This is a genomic window from Chryseobacterium sp. GW821-FHT04C04 (genome assembly GCF_059420365.1).
On the sequence record NZ_JBWKTO010000005.1, the window covers coordinates 487,701 to 508,527 of the forward strand.

The window sequence follows — 20,827 nt, forward strand, 5'->3', positions numbered from 1 at the left end:
ATATAAAAATTTCGTAAAAAAATAGTATATCCGTATTTCGTTAAACTTGTCGCTAATATAATTATTTATTTATAATCTAGAGACTTAATAAAAAACGGTCATGATTAGCTTTGCAAGGGTATGCAAATAATACTATCAAATCGTAATAGGGCTATGCATAAATTTTCTCAGAACACATGAAAAAGTATAAGAATCTTAGTAATTTACTTAAAAGCTATAACTGATCTATATTTTTTCCAAGCCATTCTTATCCTTTCTCTCCAACCGAAGCATCAAATAAGTGAGTAACACAATAAGGTATGCTATAGCAACCTTCTACACCCTCATTTTTTTGATCTAGATCATTTTTTTCCTTTCTCTTTTAAATTTTTAAATCTTTTCGTAATTAATTTTTTTTCCCGTTATACCTTAAAAAAAAATCAAAAAAATGATAATTAATTTTTTATTTGACAGGTAAAACTTAATTTAGTGCAGTAAAACAAAATCACAAATACTATTATGAAAATAAAATTATTAGCAGATACTTTTCTGGGTATCGCTGCTCTGCTCGTTTTTCAATCCTTTACAGAAACTACTATAGCAACCCAAGACACTGCTGCTACAAAAAAAAATGCCTCAGCTTTAAGGCATGCACCGTCTTTCAGTGTTCCTGTTGCCGGAAATTCTTTTTTAACGGTAAAACCTTCGGCTGCCAACGAGGTTATCACCTCGAGCAGCTTGGGCAACTGGACGAACTCCAATAGTGTCATCAGCACCTATTTCAGAGTGAGTAATACAGGAACATTAAACATTGGATTAAAAGCCTCTGTTCCTTCAGGTACAAGTGTTGTAAAAGTAACTGTAGGCAGCACATCCAAGAATGTTACTTTAACGGGATCTACGTATAAGGAATATACCGTTGGAGATTTTACCGTTTCCACTCCAGGTTATGTAAAAGTTGATCTTCAGGGTGTTTCTAAAACCGGTGGTTATTTTGCAGATGTCACAGATGTTACTTTCGCTGGGGCAGCCTCTACAGGAACTAATGTGTACAGTAATGATCCTTCATACTATTATTGGGCGCGCAGAGGACCTTCCTGCCACCTGAATTATATAATTCCAACCACCAATAATGTTAGCTATTATTACAACGAAGTAGCAGTTCCTGTAGGAGAAGATAAGATTGGCTCTTATTTTATGGTCAATGGATTTAGTGCGGGCTATTTTGGAATGCAGGTGAATTCTGATACAGAAAGAAGAATTCTGTTCTCTGTATGGAGCCCCTTTGATACGGATGATCCTAATAACATTCCTCCTGATCACAAAATAGTTCTGAACAGAGCAGGTACCGGAGTAACAATCGGAGAGTTTGGCAATGAGGGCTCTGGTGGACAAAGCTATTATAAATACAACTGGAGCGCAGGACAAACTTATAAATTCTTATTAAAAGGGGAACCGGATGGTAATGGAAAAACAGATTTTACAGCCTGGTTTTTGTCACCGGATGCTACGACATGGAAGCTGATTGCCAGCTGGAAGAGACCTGAAACCAGTACTTATCTTAAAAACTTCTACAGTTTCGTTGAGAATTTCAATCCTGAAAATGGATATCAGGGAAGAAAAGCAGAGTTTAAAAATCAATGGGCAAGAACTTCAGATGGCAGCTGGGTATCTATTTCCGAAGCAAATTTTAGTGTAGATAACACTTATAATGCACAACAAAGAATAGATGCAATAGGAGGAACAAGCAGTAATTCTTTCTTTTTGCAAAATGGAGGATTCTTTAATACAACTGTTGCTCCCGACTCACAGTTTTCCGTTACTGCCCCTACGCAGGCCCCGAGCATTAATTTTTCAACACTTCCTTAAAATTATAACTTAAAAATAAAAGCCAGTTAACTTATGAGAACTGGCTTTTTTTATGATGTACATTTTCAATTTTAATTACATAGTATAACTGCTGTAAACAACGTAGTACATGCAATACTCACATTGACTTCTTAGCTCGTGAATGGGGCAAACATCTCTATCAGGAATGCAGTTTTTTACAGAGACAGCAACAATAAAAATGTTTCAGCTATAAATTACAGGGAACGATACTACTTCTAGGGCTGATAAAAACTCTTTACTGAATTCCCCCCTAAAAATACATTTGCAAGAAACAATTAAAAATAATTTCCTGAAAAAAACAAAAAAAGTAAAGCATATCAAAACACTGATGAACAGAACATTGAATACAAAAGCCAGCTCTAACAGCAGATTTATTCAAAAAAATATAATAAAATACTTGCGCGGTATTACAAAATGTTATACTTTTGCATCACTTTAAAACAACGAAGTAATAAACAAAAACATAAATGGTTTCTTAGCTCAGTTGGTAGAGCAATGGATTGAAAATCCATGTGTCCCTGGTTCGATTCCTGGAGAAACCACTTAAAACCTCTAATTCATTTTAGAGGTTTTTTTGTTGTTTACACTCTCAATAATTCTTTTCATTATCTCTTTCATACATCAAGGCTGATGGTATTTTCTATGATTATTTAAATTTAATCACACAATAAGGATTTATTTATAAAATTGATTTATATTTAAACATAAATAATTATTAATAAATTAAAAATAAATAATAACACCAAAATAAAAATCATGAAACACCAAAGCCTTCAAAAAAATGTTAATAATGAATTTAGCATTAAACAAAGTCAGTTTAAAAATGTAATTTCTATTTTCAAAGCAGTAAGCCGTTCTTTTCCCGAAAAAACAGCTATTATTTCTAAAAGCAAGAGTATTTCCTATGCAGAATTGGATTATCAATCTGATCAACTCGCGGCTTATCTTCTGAACTCATCCTTAAAAAAGGGAGCTTCTATTGCAGTCTGCATGTCCCAATCTGTAGAGCGCATTGTCTCTTTTCTGGCTGTTCTGAAGGCAGGTTCAGCATACATCCCTATTGACGGACAACTGCCTTCAAACAGAATCAAAATGATCATAGAAGACTCAGAAGCTGAACTTATCATCACTGAAAACCTGTATGTCGATAAATTTGCAGAGATCAAAACTCAATTGATTAATATAAACCAGCAAGCCAATGAAACTGCAGAAAATCATATTGACATCAATCCTGACGACATTGATCTGATGCAGACAGCCTATATCATTTATACCTCAGGAAGTACAGGAATTCCTAAAGGAGTAGAAATACATCATGAAGCTTTTTATACTTTTATAGTATCCTTCACAGAGCTTTGGGGGTATTCCGCCAAAGATAAAACGCTTCAGTTCAGCTCAGCCGGATTTGATGTTTCTATTATTGACATATGGGTACCGCTGTTTACAGGAGCAACCATTGTTCTGTATCCTGACAACAAAATCATAGGAAAACCTCTACTGGATTTTATCGTTGATCATAAAATTGAGGTGGTTCCTTTTCTTCCGCCCGCTGTACTGAGTACGTTGCCAACCAATCTTCCCATCGGAGATCTGCATACCCTTTCAATTGCAGGTGAAGTTCCATCGGAGCAGACCATAAAAAACTGGTGCAGCAGAGTACGCCTTATTAATGTATATGGCCCTACTGAAACAACCGTAAGTGTTGTAACTCACCATTTCCAGGATGATACCAATCCCCATATCATCGGAAAACCATTGGAAGGCGCTCATATTCACATCCTGAATCAGGATCTTGAATATGTGAGTGAAGGTATTACCGGTGAAATTTATATCGGTGGTAAGCAAGTAGCGAAAGGATATATCAATAAGCCCGCGGAAACATCAGAAGTATTTATTGATGCCCCTGAATGGATGCAGTCTGATCACGGGATCAACTACAGATTGTATAAATCAGGGGATCGTGGATTCTGGAGAAAAGACGGCAATATTGAATTTGTAGGACGGCTGGATGAACAGGTGAAATTAAGAGGTTACAGAATTGAATTAAAAGAAATTGAGCATCATATAGGACAACTTGCACAGGTTGCAAATGTCGCGGTTAAAGTTCATCGTCCGGAACAAGGACAACCTGTTCTTGCTGCATTTCTCGAACTTTATGAAACAGATAAAGAACATATTACACTGGAAGACATCCGTTCAAGACTGAAACAAAGCCTCCCCACTTATATGCTTCCTGAAAAGATCATACTGTATGACAAACTTCCTTTGACCATTACTGGAAAGATTGACAAGAGCAAACTTCACATTCCTTTGCAGCAAACCATGAAAAAGACGAAAGAAAAGGTGGATACATCAGATCTCAAACAGGAAATCACTGAAATATGGATGGATTTACTGAACATGGATGAAATAAATGAAAATGACAATTTCTTTGAATTAGGGGGACATTCTTTAATGCTTGGACAAATGCATTCCCGTTTGCCGCTGAACATCCAGAAAAGAATATCACTTCCGGAACTGTATCAGTTTTCAACCATATCTCTTTTTGTAAAAGAAGCTGAAACCCGCTTGATACAAAATCAGCTTAGTCAGCAGGAGAAGGCCCTTCTTGTGGAAGAACAGCTTATAAAAGATGCAGAACTTCCATTTGATTTTGAGATTACGGTACAGCCGGATCCCAAAATTTTAGCCGATCCATCTGCAATTTTCCTCACAGGAGTTACTGGTTTTGTAGGCTCACATTTACTGGAAGAACTCATTCCCCGAAACCCAAACGCCATTATCTACTGTCTTGTAAGAGCCGAGAATGAAGATTTTGGATTAGAACGCATCAAAAGTACTTTTTCAAAATTCAAACTTGTATGGAAAACAGAGTTTGAAGATAGAATAAGAATTGTTTTAGGTGACCTGACGCAGCCGAATCTGGGTATTGATGATAAACTGTATGGAAATCTCCTGAAAAACATTGAGGTAATTTACCATATGGGAAGCGATGTAAGCTATGTAAAACCCTATGAACATATCAAAAAACCAAATGTTGACGGAATGGCACATATATTACACCTGGCAGTGCACGAAAAAACAAAATTCCTTATCATATCATCATCAATGGGCGTTTACAGCTGGGGCAGAAGCTTTACAGGAAAAACATGGATGAATGAAGATGATCCTATTGAACAAAATTTACCTGCCGTATGCCGTGATATGGGATACATCCGTAGTAAATGGGTCATGGAAAGCATGGCTTCCAAAGCCCGTGACAAAGGTCTCCCTTTGATTAATTTCCGTTTAGGGTTTGTAGTTTGCCATGGAGAAACCGGGGCAACTCCGTTAAACCAATGGTGGAGCTCTTTGATGCGTTCCTGTATTGAATTAAAAGCATTTCCTCTGGTAATGGGATTGAAAGATGAAGTGATTACTGTAGATTATGTCTGCAAATCTATTGCTCACATCAGTCAGAATCCGGATGCAGTAGGACTCAACTTTAATTTGAATCCTTTACCGGAACATGATCTGTCTCTTACTGATTTTTGTGTACGCATCACTGATTACTGCGGGCTGGAAATGAAAAGCTTAGATTTTGAAACCTGGTTTGAACAATGGAAACGAAATCATGACACACCTGTGTATGCCCTACTTTATCTATTTTCTGATGATATTCATGAAGGAAAATCCCTGGTTGAAGCTTATGAAAACACCTATTATTTTAAAAGCCATAATACGGAGCGTTTCTTAGAAGATACAGATATCAGACCCGCCATTTTTAATAAGCCAGTTATGGAAGCCTATTTAAGGTATATGAAGATGATTTAAAAATCACCAATGACATTCAAAATAACTCAAAATCTCTAATTCATTTTAGAGATTTTTCTGTTTTATATGCAAAATCAGAGTAATGGAATTAGCGATCAGTTCAAAATTGGGAATTGGCAAAAGTTTGAATGATCTGAGAAGAAATTATATATTAAAAAAAACGAGATCATTTATTCAGCCAGTTCAGACACTCCGCAATCTGTGTTTTACTGATAAAAATTTCAGCATTCACCTCTGGTTCCGGAGAGAGTCTTAGCTCTACTTTCTGACTGGAATGTTTAATGATTTCGGAAACAGCTTCCTTATTAATGATAAACTTGCGGTTTATTTTAAAGAAAATATCCGGGTTGAGTTTCTGAATAATATCTTTAATGGTATCATCATAGATATAAGTCTGATAATCTTTTGTGGTAAGGAAAAGGTATTTCCCGGAAGCAAAAAAATATGCAGTGTTATGCTCATCTATCGATTTAAGCTTATTCCCTTCTCTCACCATAAAGCGTTTCATGACCTCATCTTCTACCTGGCGCAAAGAGGAAATTGACTTGAGCACCGGTTCGGGATCAAAATTGTTTCTTATGGAAATAAATTTCTGTAAAGCTTTATGCAAATCCTCTTCTTCAAAAGGTTTCAGAAGGTAATCAATGGTAAAATGCCTGAAGACTCTCATGGCATATTCATCAAACGCAGTAATGAAAATAATAGGGGTAAAAAGCTCTACATGTTCGAAAATTTCCAGACTCATCCCGTCACCAAGATGAATATCCATAAAGATAAGATCAACAGAATCTTTTTCAAAAAAATCAATTGCCTGTTTTTTGGAACGAAGAATAACAGTCTCTGTAACAGGGACTATGCTCTGTGTATCCAAAAGATTTTTCAGATAATTCACAGCCAGCAGCTCATCTTCTATAATGGCAATTTTCATAACGGTGCAAAAGTACAAAAAAACCGCTAGAACAATTAAGTTCAAGCGGTTTCCTCTGTATTGAATTTGATATGAAGTTCTATAGATTAGGATTATTCTTCTTCGCACTCATCGGATATTCAATGGTATATCGCGGATCGTTCTGCTGAAGAATATATTCTTTGCCACTGATTGTATGGCTTATTTTTTTCTGATTTGCTCTTCTTAAATCGAACCACCTTTGTCCTTCCAAAGCAAATTCTCTGAATCTTTCATCCATGATAAAGTTCATGAATGCTGTAGAATCCATTGAAGACACTGTATTTTGTACTGAAATATATCCGTCTGGTGTATATCTGTTTTTCAATACTTTCAGAAGTGTTTCTTTAGCCTCTGTCAGTTTGTTCAGCTTTAATAATGCTTCAGATTTTATAAAGTACTGCTCTGCTGTTCTGAAAGATACTTTGAATTCTAAGCTACCTCCTTTAATGACTTTATACTTACTTCCATTTTTTTCAAAATACATGCCAAACCTTTTATCTGCCGCAGTATTGTATGAAGAAATTAATTCGGGAGAGGCAAAAGATAAGTTCTTTATAGAGTTATCCCAGGTATTGTCCAACGCCATGATAGATTCCGGGGAAGCATAATGGTTAGGCGGAGTACTTGCTGTATTCAAATTACTCAAATCTCCTTTTACTGCTAATACCTGATCTGCATAGTTTACAGCTTTGTTCCAGTCTCCTTCATATAGAGCTGTTCTTGCTTCAAAAGCCAGCAATGCTGTCTTTGAGAATCTGTAGTTTACTCCTAATGCCTGCTTCTGCTCTACCATCAGATCTTCTGCTTTTTTAAGGTCTGAATGAACCTGATTGTATACTTCCTGCACAGAAGAAGGCTTCAATACCTCCTCAAGATCAATTTCAAGATTGATCGGAACACCTCTGTCTGTAGAAGCTGTAGCACTGTTGTATGGTTTCCCATATAAATTCACCATATCAAAATACAAATAAGCACGAAGAGCATATGCTTCTGCTAGAATCTGATTCCTTTCCGGAGAATCCTGCATTGTCTTACTTCCTTCATTAATAATCTGATTCAGATAGAAGTTCACGTTATAAAAGCTTAACCAAGGAAGCTCCGCAGATGTAGAATCATAGTTCGAATCCTTCCACATCGCAATTTCACGATAAGAAATAAAATCTACTCCATTGTCATCGATACTTGTCTCATCGGTACGAAGGGCTACCAGCGATTTGTGAACGGGATATTTTGAATAGGCTGATGTAAGTACTTTTCGGTAATCTTCAACGGTGGTAGGAATAACCTTTCCTTCCGGCTGAATATCTAAAAACCTGTCACATCCGATACTGATAAAGCTGATTGCGGCAAGCGCTATGATTGTTGTAATTTTTCTCATTTTTCTCAAGTTTTAAAAAGAAACATTAAATCCTACGGTCACCGACTTGGTGATAGGCTGTGCATAAATATTACCATACGTTTCCGGATCAAAATATCCTTTATATCCATTACTGAATACAAACAGGTTACGCCCTTCAACACTCAGTCTCAAACTGCTGATCCCCATAGGATTTGTAAACTCTTTAGGAAGCGTATACCCTAAACGGATACTGCTGATTCTGATATAGCTGATCTCTTTTGCCCATACATCAAGCAGATTGTATGCGCTTGATCGGTTTCCTGCAAACCATTTGTTCGCCATCCATCCATCCGGATTAGCGTCCATATCAGGACTAGTAATTCCCGGAAGCGAACCTCCTGCTTCATAGATATCTCTTGTGTAATTTCTTCCTCTATCCAAATCCATACCTCTGTAAGAAGGTGTTCTCATTACTGTCTGCTTCAGATTGAATGTTGCGGAGATAGTAAGATCAAAATCATGTACTTTAAATGTGTTGATAATACCTCCGGTAAACTTCGGATCTCTATCTCCTACATAGGTAAACAGGCTTCTAAGTTCAGCGTTTGAAAGTTTCGTATCTACAAGCTGTCCCGGAAGGAAATCTGCATACACATCATATAATTTGAAGAATTCTGCTACTGAAATCTTCTGGTCTCCTTTCCAGAACAATGGGTTTCCATGTTCATCCATTCCTGCCGTTTTCAAAGCAAAAACAGCATTCACAGGAAGACCTTCTCTTGAAGGAAGAAAAGAGTTGTCACGAGGCTGCTCGCTCAATACTCTACTCTTGTTATGTGCAAAGTTGATCGTAGTAGTCCACTTGAAATTATCATGATTAATGTTTCTTGTAGATATTGCCAATTCAAAACCTTTGTTGGTCAAACTTCCCCAGTTCATCATCGTGTATTCAAAACCTGTTTCAAGAGGAGTTTCTCTCATACTGATCATATCTGTTCCTTTTCTGCTGTAAACATCAGCGGTAAGGCTAACACGGTTATTAAACAATCCTAAATCAAGACCAACGTTGGTGTTGGTAGTTTTTTCCCATCTCAATTTATCATTCGGCGGGCTGATAACATTGATGACTCCTTCTTTTATTCCCGGAAGAATCGTTGCATCATTGTATTCACCAATAAAGAATGGCGATGTATTTCTGTCGATATTCCCCTGAAGACCATAAGATGCTCTTAGTCTAAGGTTAGATACCGCAGTAATATTTTTCATGAAGTCTTCCTTCGTCACCAGCCATGATCCTGAAACGGCCCATATTGGAAGGTATTTATATTTTTTATTCACCCCAAAAAGGTTCGTTCCGTCATATCTCACACTTCCGAAGAATGTATATTTCTGATCGTAGGTGTAAGATGCCGTAGCAAACATAGAAGCATAAGCATTCTCTATAGGAGCCGCCTCACGGTATGTTTCATATCTTTTATCTGCCGCAAAACCTGAATTCGGGAAAACAATTGCCGTAGCTCTTCTGGTCTTTGGGTCATACCCAAAAGCTCTTGTAATGGTCGTATTATCCTCTGTTTTACGGATTTCCGTTCCTGCCATCAAATCAATTTCATGTTTTGAATTGATCTTCGTGCTGTACGCCGCCTGTAGTTTCCAGTTGTATTGGAAGAAATCGTTATCCCAGTTTTGTTTTACAGCACCGGCTGGTAGAAAGTAATTGTATTTACCGTCTTTATAGTAACGGGTATTTTCTTTCATTTTTCTGGTGAAGTAGGTATTCTCCGCAGCAAATTTTTCTGTTTTATTGGTATCATACTGAAGACCTAACTGAGAAGTAAATCTTAAACTTTTTGAAGCTTTATATTCTAAATCTAAAATCGCTTTCAAAGAGTTATTTTTCAGTGAATAGTTTGTATTTTCTCTTTCTTCAAGGAAATTGAAAGGAATATAACGGTCCTCAAAGCCATCCATATCTTTATCATAATTGTAACTTCCATCTGCATTGAAAGGTTTCAGATAAGGATTGGCATTTCTTGAATAATTAACAGGGTTTATTGAAGCATCAGCATCCGTTACAAATGATTCACGTTCACTTTGCGTTCCGAAAATAGAGATTCCTGCATTTAACTTATCGCTTAATTTATAATTATTTTTTAAAGTCAGGTTGTAACGCTTAAAACCTGTACCGATAGTTGTTCCTTCTTCATCATAGTATCCCAGAGAGAAGTAGTAATCTGCACGATCACTTCCTCCGGAAACACTTAATCCATATTGTTTGTTGATCGCATTTCTGTACAACAGTTTACCCCAGTCTGTATTGCCGTTTCTTAAACCGTCGATCTGCTGGCGTGTGAATGAATTCAACGCATCAAAACCTCCGTTTCTGAAAGCATCAAGCTGGCTGTTCTGAGTCAGAATTCTCATCACTTCTCCTTTATCTGCACGATAAGTAAGGTCTGCGCGCTTAGCAAGCATCAGTTCCAGGTCTACTTTTTCGGAAGCGTTCAGAAGGTTCAGTTTGTCAAAATCAGGACGTGATGTAATGAAAGTATCTGCTGAGAAGTTCAGCTTCAGGCTTCCTTTTTTTCCTTTTTTGGTTGTAATGGAAATTACTCCATTTGCAGCTCTTGCTCCATAAATGGCTGTTGCAGCTGCATCTTTAAGAATGGTAATATCTTCAATATCGTTAGGGTTCAGCCCTGCGATAGAGAAGTTCTGAAGCTGGTCTATATTATCTTTATCGGTAAAATTCGGAACATCATTTCCTTCTAACGGAAGACCGTCGATTACCCATAGCGGATCCTGAGGACCGGAAAGAGAAGCTGTACCTCTGATTCTGATCTTTGCCGGGCTTCCCGGAGCCCCTGTTTCAGGAGTTACTGCCACACCGGCAATCTGACCTGCCAGCATTTGGTCTACACTGGCAACACCAGCCTGGCTGATGTTGTCCATTTTTACTGTAGAAACCGCTGAGGTCTGCTTACGTTTTTCAATTTTCTGATATCCAGTGATGATTACTTCCTGGATTTTATTTTTGTCTGTAACTTCAGAAGTTAGTCTTATTGTATAGTTGGTCTGTCCTTCATTCAACTGAATTACCCGGGATTCATAACCTGGATAGCTTACTGATACAGATTTTGTATCTGCAGGAATTTCTAATATAAATTTCCCGTCCTTATCGGCTACTGTACCTACAGATACACTTTCGATAATTCCTTCCAATTCTGTTTTTGTTGAAACAGACTGGGTCTCTATTTTTATAGATGCACCGGCAATGATATGAGAAGTATTTCCGTCTTCTATTTTCCCGGTGATGGTTTTCTTTTGCTGGGCCATTGCTATATTAGCAGCCAAAAGAGGTAAAAGTATTAGAGTTTTTTTCATTGCCGTTTATTTGTTTAAAGCCTCTTGTATACGAATGATTAAATCTGTGTAATGTGCTCTGGAAGCATCATCACCTCTGTATCTTGTCCTGTTTAGTAAGTCCAGAACCTTCTGAAGTTCCGCTCTCTTGTATGTAGTGACTTCAGATACTCTTTTCATGGATGAATAATTGATATTCCTCAAACCGTGATCATCTTCATGGAAATTACAGATGGTTGGGATATTCAGTGTATCATCTACTTTCAATCCTTTCACAGCCGTTTTTTCAAATAGTTTGTTTACAGAAACGATCAGAGCATCCACATAATTTTTCTGGGTCATCTTCTCAAGCATCGTCAAACTTCCTTTTTTATTGAAAATAGCTGTTCTTACCTGATCAAATAAGTTTTCAACCGTGTAGATCTCTTCTTTAGAACCTGAAACCTGTTGTTTCAATTCATTTTCAAGCAATCTCAACAATCGGTCATCCATCAACAGAGAATAGATATTTGCATACTGCATTCCTCTTGCAAGCGTATACGGTGTCTGCTCAAATGGTCCCATTGGTGAATCTTTAACCGGATACGTTTTTTCTGTAATCGGGTTGAAGAATAACCATTCCGGAAGGTTGATCGCATTTTTAACAAGATAATCAACAGCTCTTCTCTGTATTTCTGCAGGAACTGCTTCGTAAGCTTTCTTCTTGTTGCCAAAAACAGTATTGTTCAGATAGATCCCTCCAACATTAGCCATCACATGACCTGTATACAAATCCCATTGTCCGATAACTCCCAGATACAGTTTTCCGGCATCTGTATATTCTTTACCATCTTCATACGTCCACTTTAAAAGATTATTGATGACAACTTTCAGGTTTTTTATTCCATATTCGCTGGCTTTCATCGCATCATCTCCCAAATCTTCAGACTGCGAACGTGGATCAATGGTTTCCAGGTAGCTCTGCTGCTCACCGTAGAAATACATCGGATCATTCTCGTGTTTTTCAATTAAGTTTTTTAGCGCTTTTTTCTCAGCAAACTCATCCGGATACCAACGATACCCCCAGTCTATAGCATATTTATCGTAAACACCTATTTTCGGAGTAATCGCTGTCACACCATCTTCCGGCTGTGCCACGTAATTGTAACGTGCATAATCCATAATAGAAGGTGCCGTACCACCCATTTTGTCTGTAAATTCTTTGGAACGAAGCGATTCTACAGGGAATGCAAAAGAAGCTCCCATATTATGCTTCAATCCAAAAGTGTGACCTACCTCATGAGATGAAACAAAACGGATTGCTTCTCCCATGTGTTCATCACTGAATTTATTTCCTCTTGCTTTCGGGTCTATAGGTCCCGTCTGAATTCTCATCCAGTCATGAAGAGAAGTCATTACATTATGCCACCAGATGATATCTGCTTCGATAATTTCACCACTTCTCGGGTCTACTACAGAGGGTCCCATTGCATTTGACTTTGGCGATGCGGCGTAAGTAATCACAGAATATCTTACATCATCAATATCAAAATCTTCATCTTTTTCATCCGGCATTTTCGCAATCACTGCATTTTTGAATCCTGCCTGCTCAAACGCCGCCTGCCAGTCATGTACTCCGGCAATGATTTTTTCACGCCATTGTTTTGGGGTTGCCGGGTCTATATAATAAATAATAGGTTTCTTAGGCTCTACTAATTCTCCTCTCAGATATTTTTCTTTGTCTTCATCTTTGGGTTCAAGGTTCCATTTGGTAATGAAGAACTTTTCATCCATTTTCTGCTGATTGTCATTGAACGACCAGTGTTTTTCGGAGAAAAATCCTACTCTTGAATCAGCTACTCTTGGTTTCATCGGTATTTTAGAAAGCAGAACCAGATTGGTAGTAACTCCTAATGTTACCGGCAGATCTACCCCACCTTCATTTACAGAAGTAGACAACTGAGACTTCACCACAAGGTTCTTAGGAAAAGTCTTCACCCCTTCTATATAAGAAAGGCTTGATTTCACAGATCCTCCCAACCCAACATTCGCCAAAACATCATTAAAGCTCTTTTGATTTCCATCAAAAACTTTGTTGACTTTAATAGCTACTGCTGTAGAATCACTGTTTTGTGCTTCAATATCAAAGACTTCGATTACAGATTCTGAAAAGTTGTCTTTCACAGATCTTGTAATGGCATCATTTTTTGGGGATGATACTTTAGGAACCACCGTTTTTACCCATACCTTTTTAGCTACAGGGTCACGGTGGAAAGAGATGACCTTATTTTCATAGTTCATTCCTTTGTTCAATCCTGCCTCATTGACCTGCATGGGCACCTGAGAAAGTTTGTTCACCACCAAAAACTGACGTTCCATCAAGCTGTCAGGAATTTCAAAATAAATATCCGTTTTTACCTGGATCGTATTAAAAAGCCCCTTTTTATAGGTTCCTTTTTTGATCAGGTCTTCAATTTTTTTTGTTTTCTTTGATGAGGAAGTTTCTGTTTTATCAGTTTTGTCTTTGTTGACCTTCACAGTATCTTTTTTCTGTGCTATTGCCATTGGTGAGGCCACAGCAAGACCTAAATACAGTGCCAGTCTGTAATTCTTCATTAAAATAGTCCGATTCATTCCAAATAGTAAATATCTTAGTTTCAGCTAGCAAAGCTATAGGTATAGTGAATTATATAAATAATGTTAGGGAGTGAACGGTGATTTTTCGGGAGTGAATGGATTTTTATTTTCACTTCATTAACGGTAAAAAACATATGAAATATTCACCATCTACAGAAATATGAAGAAGATTATTCTTAAAATACTCATAAACCTGATTCAAATAATCAATTCCGAATTTCTCTCCCTGCACCGGTTCAGTTTTTAACTGCCAGGTGTTCTTTACTGTGATCCCATCTGTATCAACAATAATACTAATTTCCAGAGGCTGATCTATCGTGGCAATATTATGCTTGATAGCGTTCTCAGTAACAATCTGCAGTGACAAATACGGAATCCGCTTTTCCAGACTTTCAGGATCATTAATAATCATTTCAAACCTTATCTCTTCATCAAACCTGCTTTTCAGAAGTTCCATATACTGCTGTATAAATTTAATTTCCTGCGAAACCAGAACAATATTCTCTTTTGGAGGCACAATAAGGTACCTGTAGATCTTAGAGAGATTCATGGTAAATTTCTGTGCATTCTCTTTATTGATTCCGATCAGCATATAAAGGGAATTCAGAGAATTGAAAAGGAAATGCGGATTGATGTTATTTTTAAGCTGCTGAAGCTGATTGATCACTTCAGCTTTGTGCATCTTTTCGTTCTCTACCAATAATAAATTCTTTTCAGCCTGTATTTTTTCTTTTTCCTGATATGCCAGATTGGTTGCCCGCTGGAATAAAATGAAGACTGTGACAATAAGAAATAAGGCTGCCAGAAAAATATAAACGGTGTAGGTTTTTATCTTGCTGATATTTTCATCAATAATAAAATTAACATGATTCACGACTGTATATCCATCAAAATTATCGGTCTTCAATGGTTTTATGAAACGGGTTACTTCCACGCCCAAATACTCTGAAACAGCTGCTCCTTTGGTATATCCCGCTTCAGTTTTGCTGGTCAGAGTATCATTAGATTTAATATCTGTAAAATCAAAAATATTCTTCCCGATGTACTTTTTTTCAGGATGGGTAATGCAGATTCCTTCTTTGGTAAAGACATAAGCATAGGTATTGGAACTCTTATCTACATTGATAAAATATTGATGGAGATCATCCAGGCTTACGGTAGAACCATAATACAATTTGTTTTTATCAGGCAGCATCAAAGAATCATAGCTTATCCAGTATATACTGTCTTTTTTAGTCATCAAAAGGTCTTTAAAATGCCCCGGACCATTATTTTTCATTATAATGGATTTTCCTTTTTCATCTTTATTTTTGAAAATATCTGATAAAGGATTATTGCTCTCAGATTTCCCTGAACTCCTGTTTTCATAATAATACCAGCTGTAGGGCAGCAGATTTCTTTTTTTGTTTAAATCATTTAAAACTAAAGAATAGTCTTTATAATTCTTCAGACCGTCTTTCTGGATCAATGCACGAAGCAGATATTGATAGTCCTCAATATTTCTAAATTCATGTTCTATCGACTCATATTTTCGGAAGAATGTTTTCTTCGCAAAATCATCGGTATTTTTTCGGCTGTCTTCAGTGATCAGAAGACTCAAAATGGCAAATGCTGCCACTGCAATCAAGCAGGCAGATAGAGCGGTGATGTAAATATATTTTGGGGATAAGGCGTGTTTAAAATTAATACTCAAGCTTCTCTGAATTGTGGGTTCCTCTACATATAAATTATTCGTTTGCAAAGATATAACAAAGATTTCAGGACCGTAAAGTGAATTATTTTTATCTTTAAAACCACCGGTGAGCAAGCTTATTTTTTAACAATAGCATGTATTTTCAGCTATTTATTTCAAAAAAATTATCAAAAAGATGGCAATTTCAATGTACTCAGATTAATTTTTCTGCTTCTTTATTATTTCGGTTCCCTCCCCAATATTTTTCATCACGAAATTCTTTTTGAATATCAATAAGAAGTAATGCCGGTTTTTTGTCTCGCAATTTCATCTGTTTTATTTTACATCATTATTTGAAAAGTCTGTTCATAAGAAACACATTATATTCATTCTTTATAGGAGAATCGAAAAGATCAAATACATGCAGCGCACCTGGAATTACCCATAATTCTGTTTTCACTCCTGCTTTATATAAAAGCTGAGCATATTCTACATCCTCATCTCTTAAAGGGTCCAACTCACAGGCAACAATGGTGGTTTGTGGTAACCTTGAAAAATTATTATAATAAGTAAGATCCGAATATTGAATGCTTTTATCCTTTTTTTCTTCACCCAGAAAATGCAGCCACGCTGTTTCTGCATAGATTTTATTCCATAGAGGAATATCAGTAAATTCTTTCATTGAAGGAGTATCCAGCCTGTTGTGAATAACAGGATACAGTAAGAACTGATGTTCAATATTTTTAATATTATGATCTGTTGCCATTTGAGTTACAGCCGCTGCAAGATGACCACCTGCACTTGCCCCAAAAACGGTAATACGATCAGAATTAATTCCCAGCTCTGACTCACTGTATTTTATGACCCATTGTAAAGCATCAAAACCATCTAAAACAGGAATGGGAAACCTATATTGGGGAGCCAGCCTGTAATCAACAGAAATAATGGTTGCCTTAAGCGTATCTGCTATCTCAAACATCTGGTCATCCACCTGCTCCGGCAACCCGAAAACATATCCCCCTCCATGAAAGTAAAGAAGAACCCTGCCCCGGTTGAAACCTTCAGACTGATAAATGTGAAGTCTGATTTCGTATCCATCTTCTGAACTTGGTATAAAAATATCTTGCACAATAATATGATCCGGTTTTTTAAAAGGATGAGCTTTCGTAAATTCTTTTCTTTCCTGTTGAATAATTTCCGGAGCATTCAAAAATAAATTTTCATCAATTTCCAACGAATAAGGAACATTTTCAATACTATTTTTTAAATCACTATTAATTCTATTAAAATTCATATTATCCTAAATATTTTATTCTACATAAGCGACAAAACCACTTCCCAACAAGATATTTCTTGTTTTTATTTGTAAATTTACCTATCAGCATTATGCTTTCCAAGTGTACCAATAATTGTCTGGAACGAACAAAAATGTAAGTATGAGTATTAAAGAATCATCCACCAATAATGAAAATAAGCAAACACTGGAATACAGCTGTTCCGAAATATATGCCGTAAATCTGATCAGTGGCCGCTGGATTCTTTCCATCTGCTATCATCTTAAACATGGGAAACTAAGATTTTTTGAACTGAAGGACAGGATCCACAATATCTCTGAAAGAATGCTTACCCTACAACTAAAAAAAATGGAACAGGAGGAACTCATCGCCAAAAAAGTATATGCAGAAGTACCCATAAAAGTAGAATACGAGCTTACAGAAATTGGTAAAAAACTGATTCCGGTTTTGGATCAGCTGGAAATATGGGGTAACGAGCATAAAAAGGTTAAGAAAAAATAATCTAAACTCCCACTACTATTTTAAAGCCCCCCAAAGAATAACTCTTATTTTTATACAAAAACTGAAAAATAAAAAATAGGTATAAATCTTAAAATTAGTTAATATCAACGTTCAATCAGCAGATTCAGCGTTTTATATTTTTAAAATTAATTATCTTCGCCTACAAATCTTATTTGAAAATGAAGAAGATCATCTCCGGGATATCTATTTTTTGTACCATCGCTATCTCAGCTCAGGAAACGATCCAGTTTCAGGAACTCCCTTATAAAGATATTATTGCCAAAGCCAAAAAGGAAAAAAAATTGGTTTTTATCGATGCATATGCTTCCTGGTGCGGTCCCTGCAAAATGATGGAGAAAAATGTTTTCACACAGAAATCGGTGAGTGATTATTACAATACCAACTTCATTAATGCAAGATTTGATATGGAAAAAGGAGAGGGTAGAGACATTGCTTCTCAATTTGGAGTACGATCTTATCCTACTTATCTTTTCCTAAATGGTGAGGGTGAGCTTGTTTCCAGGAATACAGGGTATATGGAAGAAAGTATGTTTGTAGCAATGGCACAGGATATCAATTCACCCGGAAACAAAAAAGGGTCTCTGAAAGATCGTTTTGCGAGTGGTGAAAAGGATCCTGAATTCCTGATCAACATCATGAAGCTGAACGCCAATACAGACTATGAATTTGCTAAGAAAGCTTCTGAAAGATATTTTCAGAACAAAAAGAAAACAGAAGAACTTACAAAAGACGAAATTGGCTTTCTTCTTTATTTTGTAAAATCATCCGAAGACACTAATTATAATATTTTTGCTTCCAGAAAAGTAGAGATCATTAAATTTCTTCCTGAAGAAACTTACAAAGAATTTGATGCACAGTTAAAACTAGGAAAAATAGTAGAACAGTCCATTGATGATAAAAATAAAAAAATCAATGATGATTATTTCCTGAAAACTGCTGAACCATTGGTAGGGAAAGAAGCAGCTATAAAAAAGCTGAATCAGACTAAGCTTAGTTATTATGAGCAAAATACTAACTTCCCTGAGTATGAGAAAGCAGCTTTAGACTACTATAAAAACTCTGATACTTTTGACCCAAACGAGCTTTTGAGAGCTGCCTGGATATTTGCAGATCATGTGAAAGCACCTGCTTCATTAAAGAAAGCCACTGAATGGGCAGAAAAGTCTGTGATGAGAGGAGAAACTTCCGAAAACACTTATATACTTGCTAAGCTTTATTACCTTACCGGAAATAAGGAAACAGCAAAAAACTATGCTGAAATGTCTAAAAATATGGCAGCTCAGGGTAACAAAGATTCTCAATTAGCAGATGAATTATTAAAGCAAATAAAATAAACATTATATACCGGATGAAATATAAATTATTAGCAGCAGGCATTTTAGCTTTCCTGTCAGCAAGTACATTGAATGCTCAGGAACAGGAACAAAGAGGACAGGATAAAAGTTTATACATAAAAGGAAATGCGGTATTTGCTCCGTTAGGAATCTTAAATGTGGGAGTAGAAAAACAAATCGCTCCAAGATATACGCTTCAGGGAGATGTTTTCATTTCACCCTGGAAATCTTTCTCAGGACACAAACTACAGTTTTATTCTGTATCTGCAGAAGGAAGATACTATTTCAATGAGGCTTTCAAACATTGGTATGTAGGAGCTAACGTTGCTTTTGCTGCTTATAGTGCTTCAAAATGGAATTATTGGAATGATAATGCTTTTGAAAACTGGAACGGAGAAATTCTTGTCAATTCTAATCTTTATCAGAAAGGATACTCAGTAATGCTAGGAGTTACAGTAGGATATCAATTTCAGTTAGCTGAACGATGGAATCTTGATATTTATGCAACAGCAGGAACGTCACAAGGATTTTATAAAGGATATGACAAGTCTACGGGAAGACGCTATGATTCTGCAGAGAAATTTAATAAAAGTGGTGAAATCATTCCTTACAGAGGAGGGGTAATGATTTCCTATAAATTAAAATAAGACAATGAAGCTATTCGGAAAAAATCATATTATCATTTTAGTGATCACTTTTGTGATCCTTTTTTTAATGAATTATATCGGAAATGATCTGCCTGATAAATTGCAAAGAGCTTTATTGACTGCTTTTGCAGGAGTCGTTGGATTGACGGTGGGACTTTTTATATTAAATAAGGGTAAAAACGATAAAAATCCACCCCAAAATTTTGATTAATTAATCTTCATACACCACATATTGGGTTCTGATCTTTTCGAAATTTTCCAACTCTTTTTTCCATGAATCTTTAATTTCCGGAATTGATTTTCCAGCGATGATCTGTTTCCTAAATTCATCAGTTCCGGATAAGGTATCAAACCACAGGTTTTTCAGAAAGAAATCCTGCTGAGGGTTTTTATAATTCTGATAAGCTTTGATTACCCATTCAAGATTGAGTTCTCTTAAATCTTTATGATAATTGGAGAGATTTTCACCATAACATAATTTTCCGTTCAGGAAAGGATCTTTAGCCCCATAGCTTGGCTTTGGTGTAAACTGGTATGGCAGATTTTCTGTCCATGGAGAACCATAAATCTGAAAAGGGAGATCTGTTCCTCTTCCTACTGAAACCTGAGTTCCTTCAAAAAAGCACAGACTCGGATATAAATTGATTGCTTTATCATTGGGTAAGTTAGGAGAAGGCTTGTCAAGTATTGGATAACGCTGCTTCTTATGATAGTTTTTCATAGGGATAAGCGTATACTTAGCTTGAACTCCATTTTTCAGCCACTTCTCACCGTTGACCATCTTTCCATACTCTCCTATCGTAAGCCCATATACTACAGGAACCTCATGCAATCCTACAAAACTGGCCCATTTTTTTCTTAATACAGGTCCATCAGTGTACCCGTCATGCGGATTGGGACGATCCAATACCATTATCTCAACATTATTTTCAGCACCTGCTTCCATCAGGTAAGATAAAGTGGAAATATAGGTATAGAACCTCACTCCAACATCCTGGATATCGAAAACAACAACATCAATCCCGGCAAGCTGCTCCGGCTTTGGCTTTTTATTATTGCCATAAAGAGAAACAATAGGAATCCCGGTTTTCACATCTAGTCCGTTTTTCACTTTTGCACCTGCATCAGCATCTCCTCTGAAGCCATGTTCAGGAGCAAAAATAGATTTGATCTTAATTCCGTTTTTTACCAGAAAATCTACCAAATAAGTCCTGTCACTCATCAAACCTGTCTGATTGGTAACAATCCCTATGGTCTTACCTTTTAATAGTGGTAAATAAATTTCAGGCTGGTCTGCTCCGGTTTTGAAATCAGATTGAACTTGAGTCTGAGAATAATATTGATTGAATACTCCTAAAAAAATTAGGCAAATCAGAAGTAAATTTTTAATTTTGAAATCTAAATTCAT

13 protein-coding genes and 1 tRNA gene are annotated in these 20,827 nt (G+C 36.5%); 7 read left to right on the forward strand and 7 right to left on the reverse strand.

Annotated features, from left to right (window positions below; translation table 11 throughout):
• Positions 1–498: 498 nt before the first annotated feature.
• From AC07UM_RS19065 to AC07UM_RS19075, 3 genes are all read left to right on the forward strand, one after another.
• Entirely contained in the window at positions 499–1,848 is a 1,350-nt protein-coding gene (locus AC07UM_RS19065; RefSeq protein WP_494681613.1) for a DUF3472 domain-containing protein, read from the forward strand.
• Positions 1,849–2,338: 490 nt separating this feature from the next.
• A tRNA-Phe gene (locus tag AC07UM_RS19070) sits at positions 2,339–2,411 on the forward strand.
• A 214-nt stretch (positions 2,412–2,625) separates the two neighbouring features.
• The gene (locus AC07UM_RS19075) at positions 2,626–5,682 is read left to right on the forward strand and encodes a non-ribosomal peptide synthetase (RefSeq protein ID WP_494681614.1); all 3,057 of its coding nucleotides are present in this window, start codon (positions 2,626–2,628) and stop codon (positions 5,680–5,682) included.
• A gap of 166 nt (positions 5,683–5,848) precedes the next feature.
• Here the strand turns inward: AC07UM_RS19075 and AC07UM_RS19080 are convergent, their stop codons facing one another.
• From AC07UM_RS19080 to AC07UM_RS19105, 6 genes are all read right to left on the reverse strand, one after another.
• Positions 5,849–6,610 (reverse strand): LytR/AlgR family response regulator transcription factor, encoded by a 762-nt coding sequence (locus AC07UM_RS19080; protein WP_494681615.1) that lies wholly within the window; start codon positions 6,608–6,610, stop codon positions 5,849–5,851.
• 79 nt (positions 6,611–6,689) lie between these two features.
• Positions 6,690–8,009, reverse strand: a complete 1,320-nt coding sequence (locus AC07UM_RS19085; RefSeq protein WP_494681616.1) for a RagB/SusD family nutrient uptake outer membrane protein — start codon at positions 8,007–8,009, stop codon at positions 6,690–6,692.
• A 12-nt stretch (positions 8,010–8,021) separates the two neighbouring features.
• Entirely contained in the window at positions 8,022–11,354 is a 3,333-nt protein-coding gene (locus tag AC07UM_RS19090; protein ID WP_494681617.1) for a SusC/RagA family TonB-linked outer membrane protein, read from the reverse strand.
• A gap of 6 nt (positions 11,355–11,360) precedes the next feature.
• Entirely contained in the window at positions 11,361–13,946 is a 2,586-nt protein-coding gene (locus AC07UM_RS19095; RefSeq protein WP_494681618.1) for a zinc-dependent metalloprotease, read from the reverse strand.
• 112 nt (positions 13,947–14,058) lie between these two features.
• Entirely contained in the window at positions 14,059–15,642 is a 1,584-nt protein-coding gene (locus tag AC07UM_RS19100) for a histidine kinase (RefSeq protein WP_494681619.1), read from the reverse strand.
• Between the two features lie 328 nt (positions 15,643–15,970).
• Entirely contained in the window at positions 15,971–16,915 is a 945-nt protein-coding gene (locus tag AC07UM_RS19105; RefSeq protein WP_494681620.1) for an alpha/beta hydrolase, read from the reverse strand.
• Positions 16,916–17,057: 142 nt separating this feature from the next.
• On the opposite strand from AC07UM_RS19105, the gene AC07UM_RS19110 reads away from it, so the two are divergent.
• The 4 genes from AC07UM_RS19110 (at position 17,058) to AC07UM_RS19125 (ending at position 19,630) form a co-directional block, all read left to right on the forward strand.
• Positions 17,058–17,417: a winged helix-turn-helix transcriptional regulator gene (locus AC07UM_RS19110; RefSeq protein WP_494681621.1), complete on the forward strand. Its 360-nt coding sequence runs from the start codon at positions 17,058–17,060 to the stop codon at positions 17,415–17,417.
• Positions 17,418–17,596: 179 nt separating this feature from the next.
• Positions 17,597–18,772 carry a thioredoxin family protein gene (locus tag AC07UM_RS19115; protein ID WP_494681622.1) on the forward strand — a complete coding sequence of 392 codons (1,176 nt, stop codon included), beginning with the start codon at positions 17,597–17,599 and terminating at the stop codon, positions 18,770–18,772.
• 14 nt (positions 18,773–18,786) lie between these two features.
• The gene (locus tag AC07UM_RS19120; RefSeq protein ID WP_494681623.1) at positions 18,787–19,419 is read left to right on the forward strand and encodes a DUF3575 domain-containing protein; all 633 of its coding nucleotides are present in this window, start codon (positions 18,787–18,789) and stop codon (positions 19,417–19,419) included.
• A gap of 4 nt (positions 19,420–19,423) precedes the next feature.
• Complete coding sequence (locus AC07UM_RS19125) at positions 19,424–19,630, forward strand: hypothetical protein (protein ID WP_109737933.1); 207 nt, start codon at positions 19,424–19,426, stop codon at positions 19,628–19,630.
• Here the strand turns inward: AC07UM_RS19125 and AC07UM_RS19130 are convergent, their stop codons facing one another.
• On the reverse strand, positions 19,631–20,827 hold the full coding sequence (locus AC07UM_RS19130; RefSeq protein ID WP_494681624.1) for an exo-beta-N-acetylmuramidase NamZ family protein: 1,197 nt from the start codon (positions 20,825–20,827) through the stop codon (positions 19,631–19,633). It lies immediately after the preceding gene.

Coding starts and splice junctions, on each gene's coding strand:
- AC07UM_RS19130 (WP_494681624.1), bottom strand. CDS start 20,827: ATGAATTTAGATTTCAAAATTAAAAATTTACTTCTGATTTGCCTAATT.
- AC07UM_RS19105 (WP_494681620.1), bottom strand. CDS start 16,915: ATGAATTTTAATAGAATTAATAGTGATTTAAAAAATAGTATTGAAAAT.
- AC07UM_RS19120 (WP_494681623.1), top strand. CDS start 18,787: ATGAAATATAAATTATTAGCAGCAGGCATTTTAGCTTTCCTGTCAGCA.
- AC07UM_RS19065 (WP_494681613.1), top strand. CDS start 499: ATGAAAATAAAATTATTAGCAGATACTTTTCTGGGTATCGCTGCTCTG.
- AC07UM_RS19090 (WP_494681617.1), bottom strand. CDS start 11,354: ATGAAAAAAACTCTAATACTTTTACCTCTTTTGGCTGCTAATATAGCA.
- AC07UM_RS19115 (WP_494681622.1), top strand. CDS start 17,597: ATGAAGAAGATCATCTCCGGGATATCTATTTTTTGTACCATCGCTATC.
- AC07UM_RS19095 (WP_494681618.1), bottom strand. CDS start 13,946: ATGAATCGGACTATTTTAATGAAGAATTACAGACTGGCACTGTATTTA.
- AC07UM_RS19125 (WP_109737933.1), top strand. CDS start 19,424: ATGAAGCTATTCGGAAAAAATCATATTATCATTTTAGTGATCACTTTT.
- AC07UM_RS19075 (WP_494681614.1), top strand. CDS start 2,626: ATGAAACACCAAAGCCTTCAAAAAAATGTTAATAATGAATTTAGCATT.
- AC07UM_RS19085 (WP_494681616.1), bottom strand. CDS start 8,009: ATGAGAAAAATTACAACAATCATAGCGCTTGCCGCAATCAGCTTTATC.
- AC07UM_RS19110 (WP_494681621.1), top strand. CDS start 17,058: ATGAGTATTAAAGAATCATCCACCAATAATGAAAATAAGCAAACACTG.
- AC07UM_RS19080 (WP_494681615.1), bottom strand. CDS start 6,610: ATGAAAATTGCCATTATAGAAGATGAGCTGCTGGCTGTGAATTATCTG.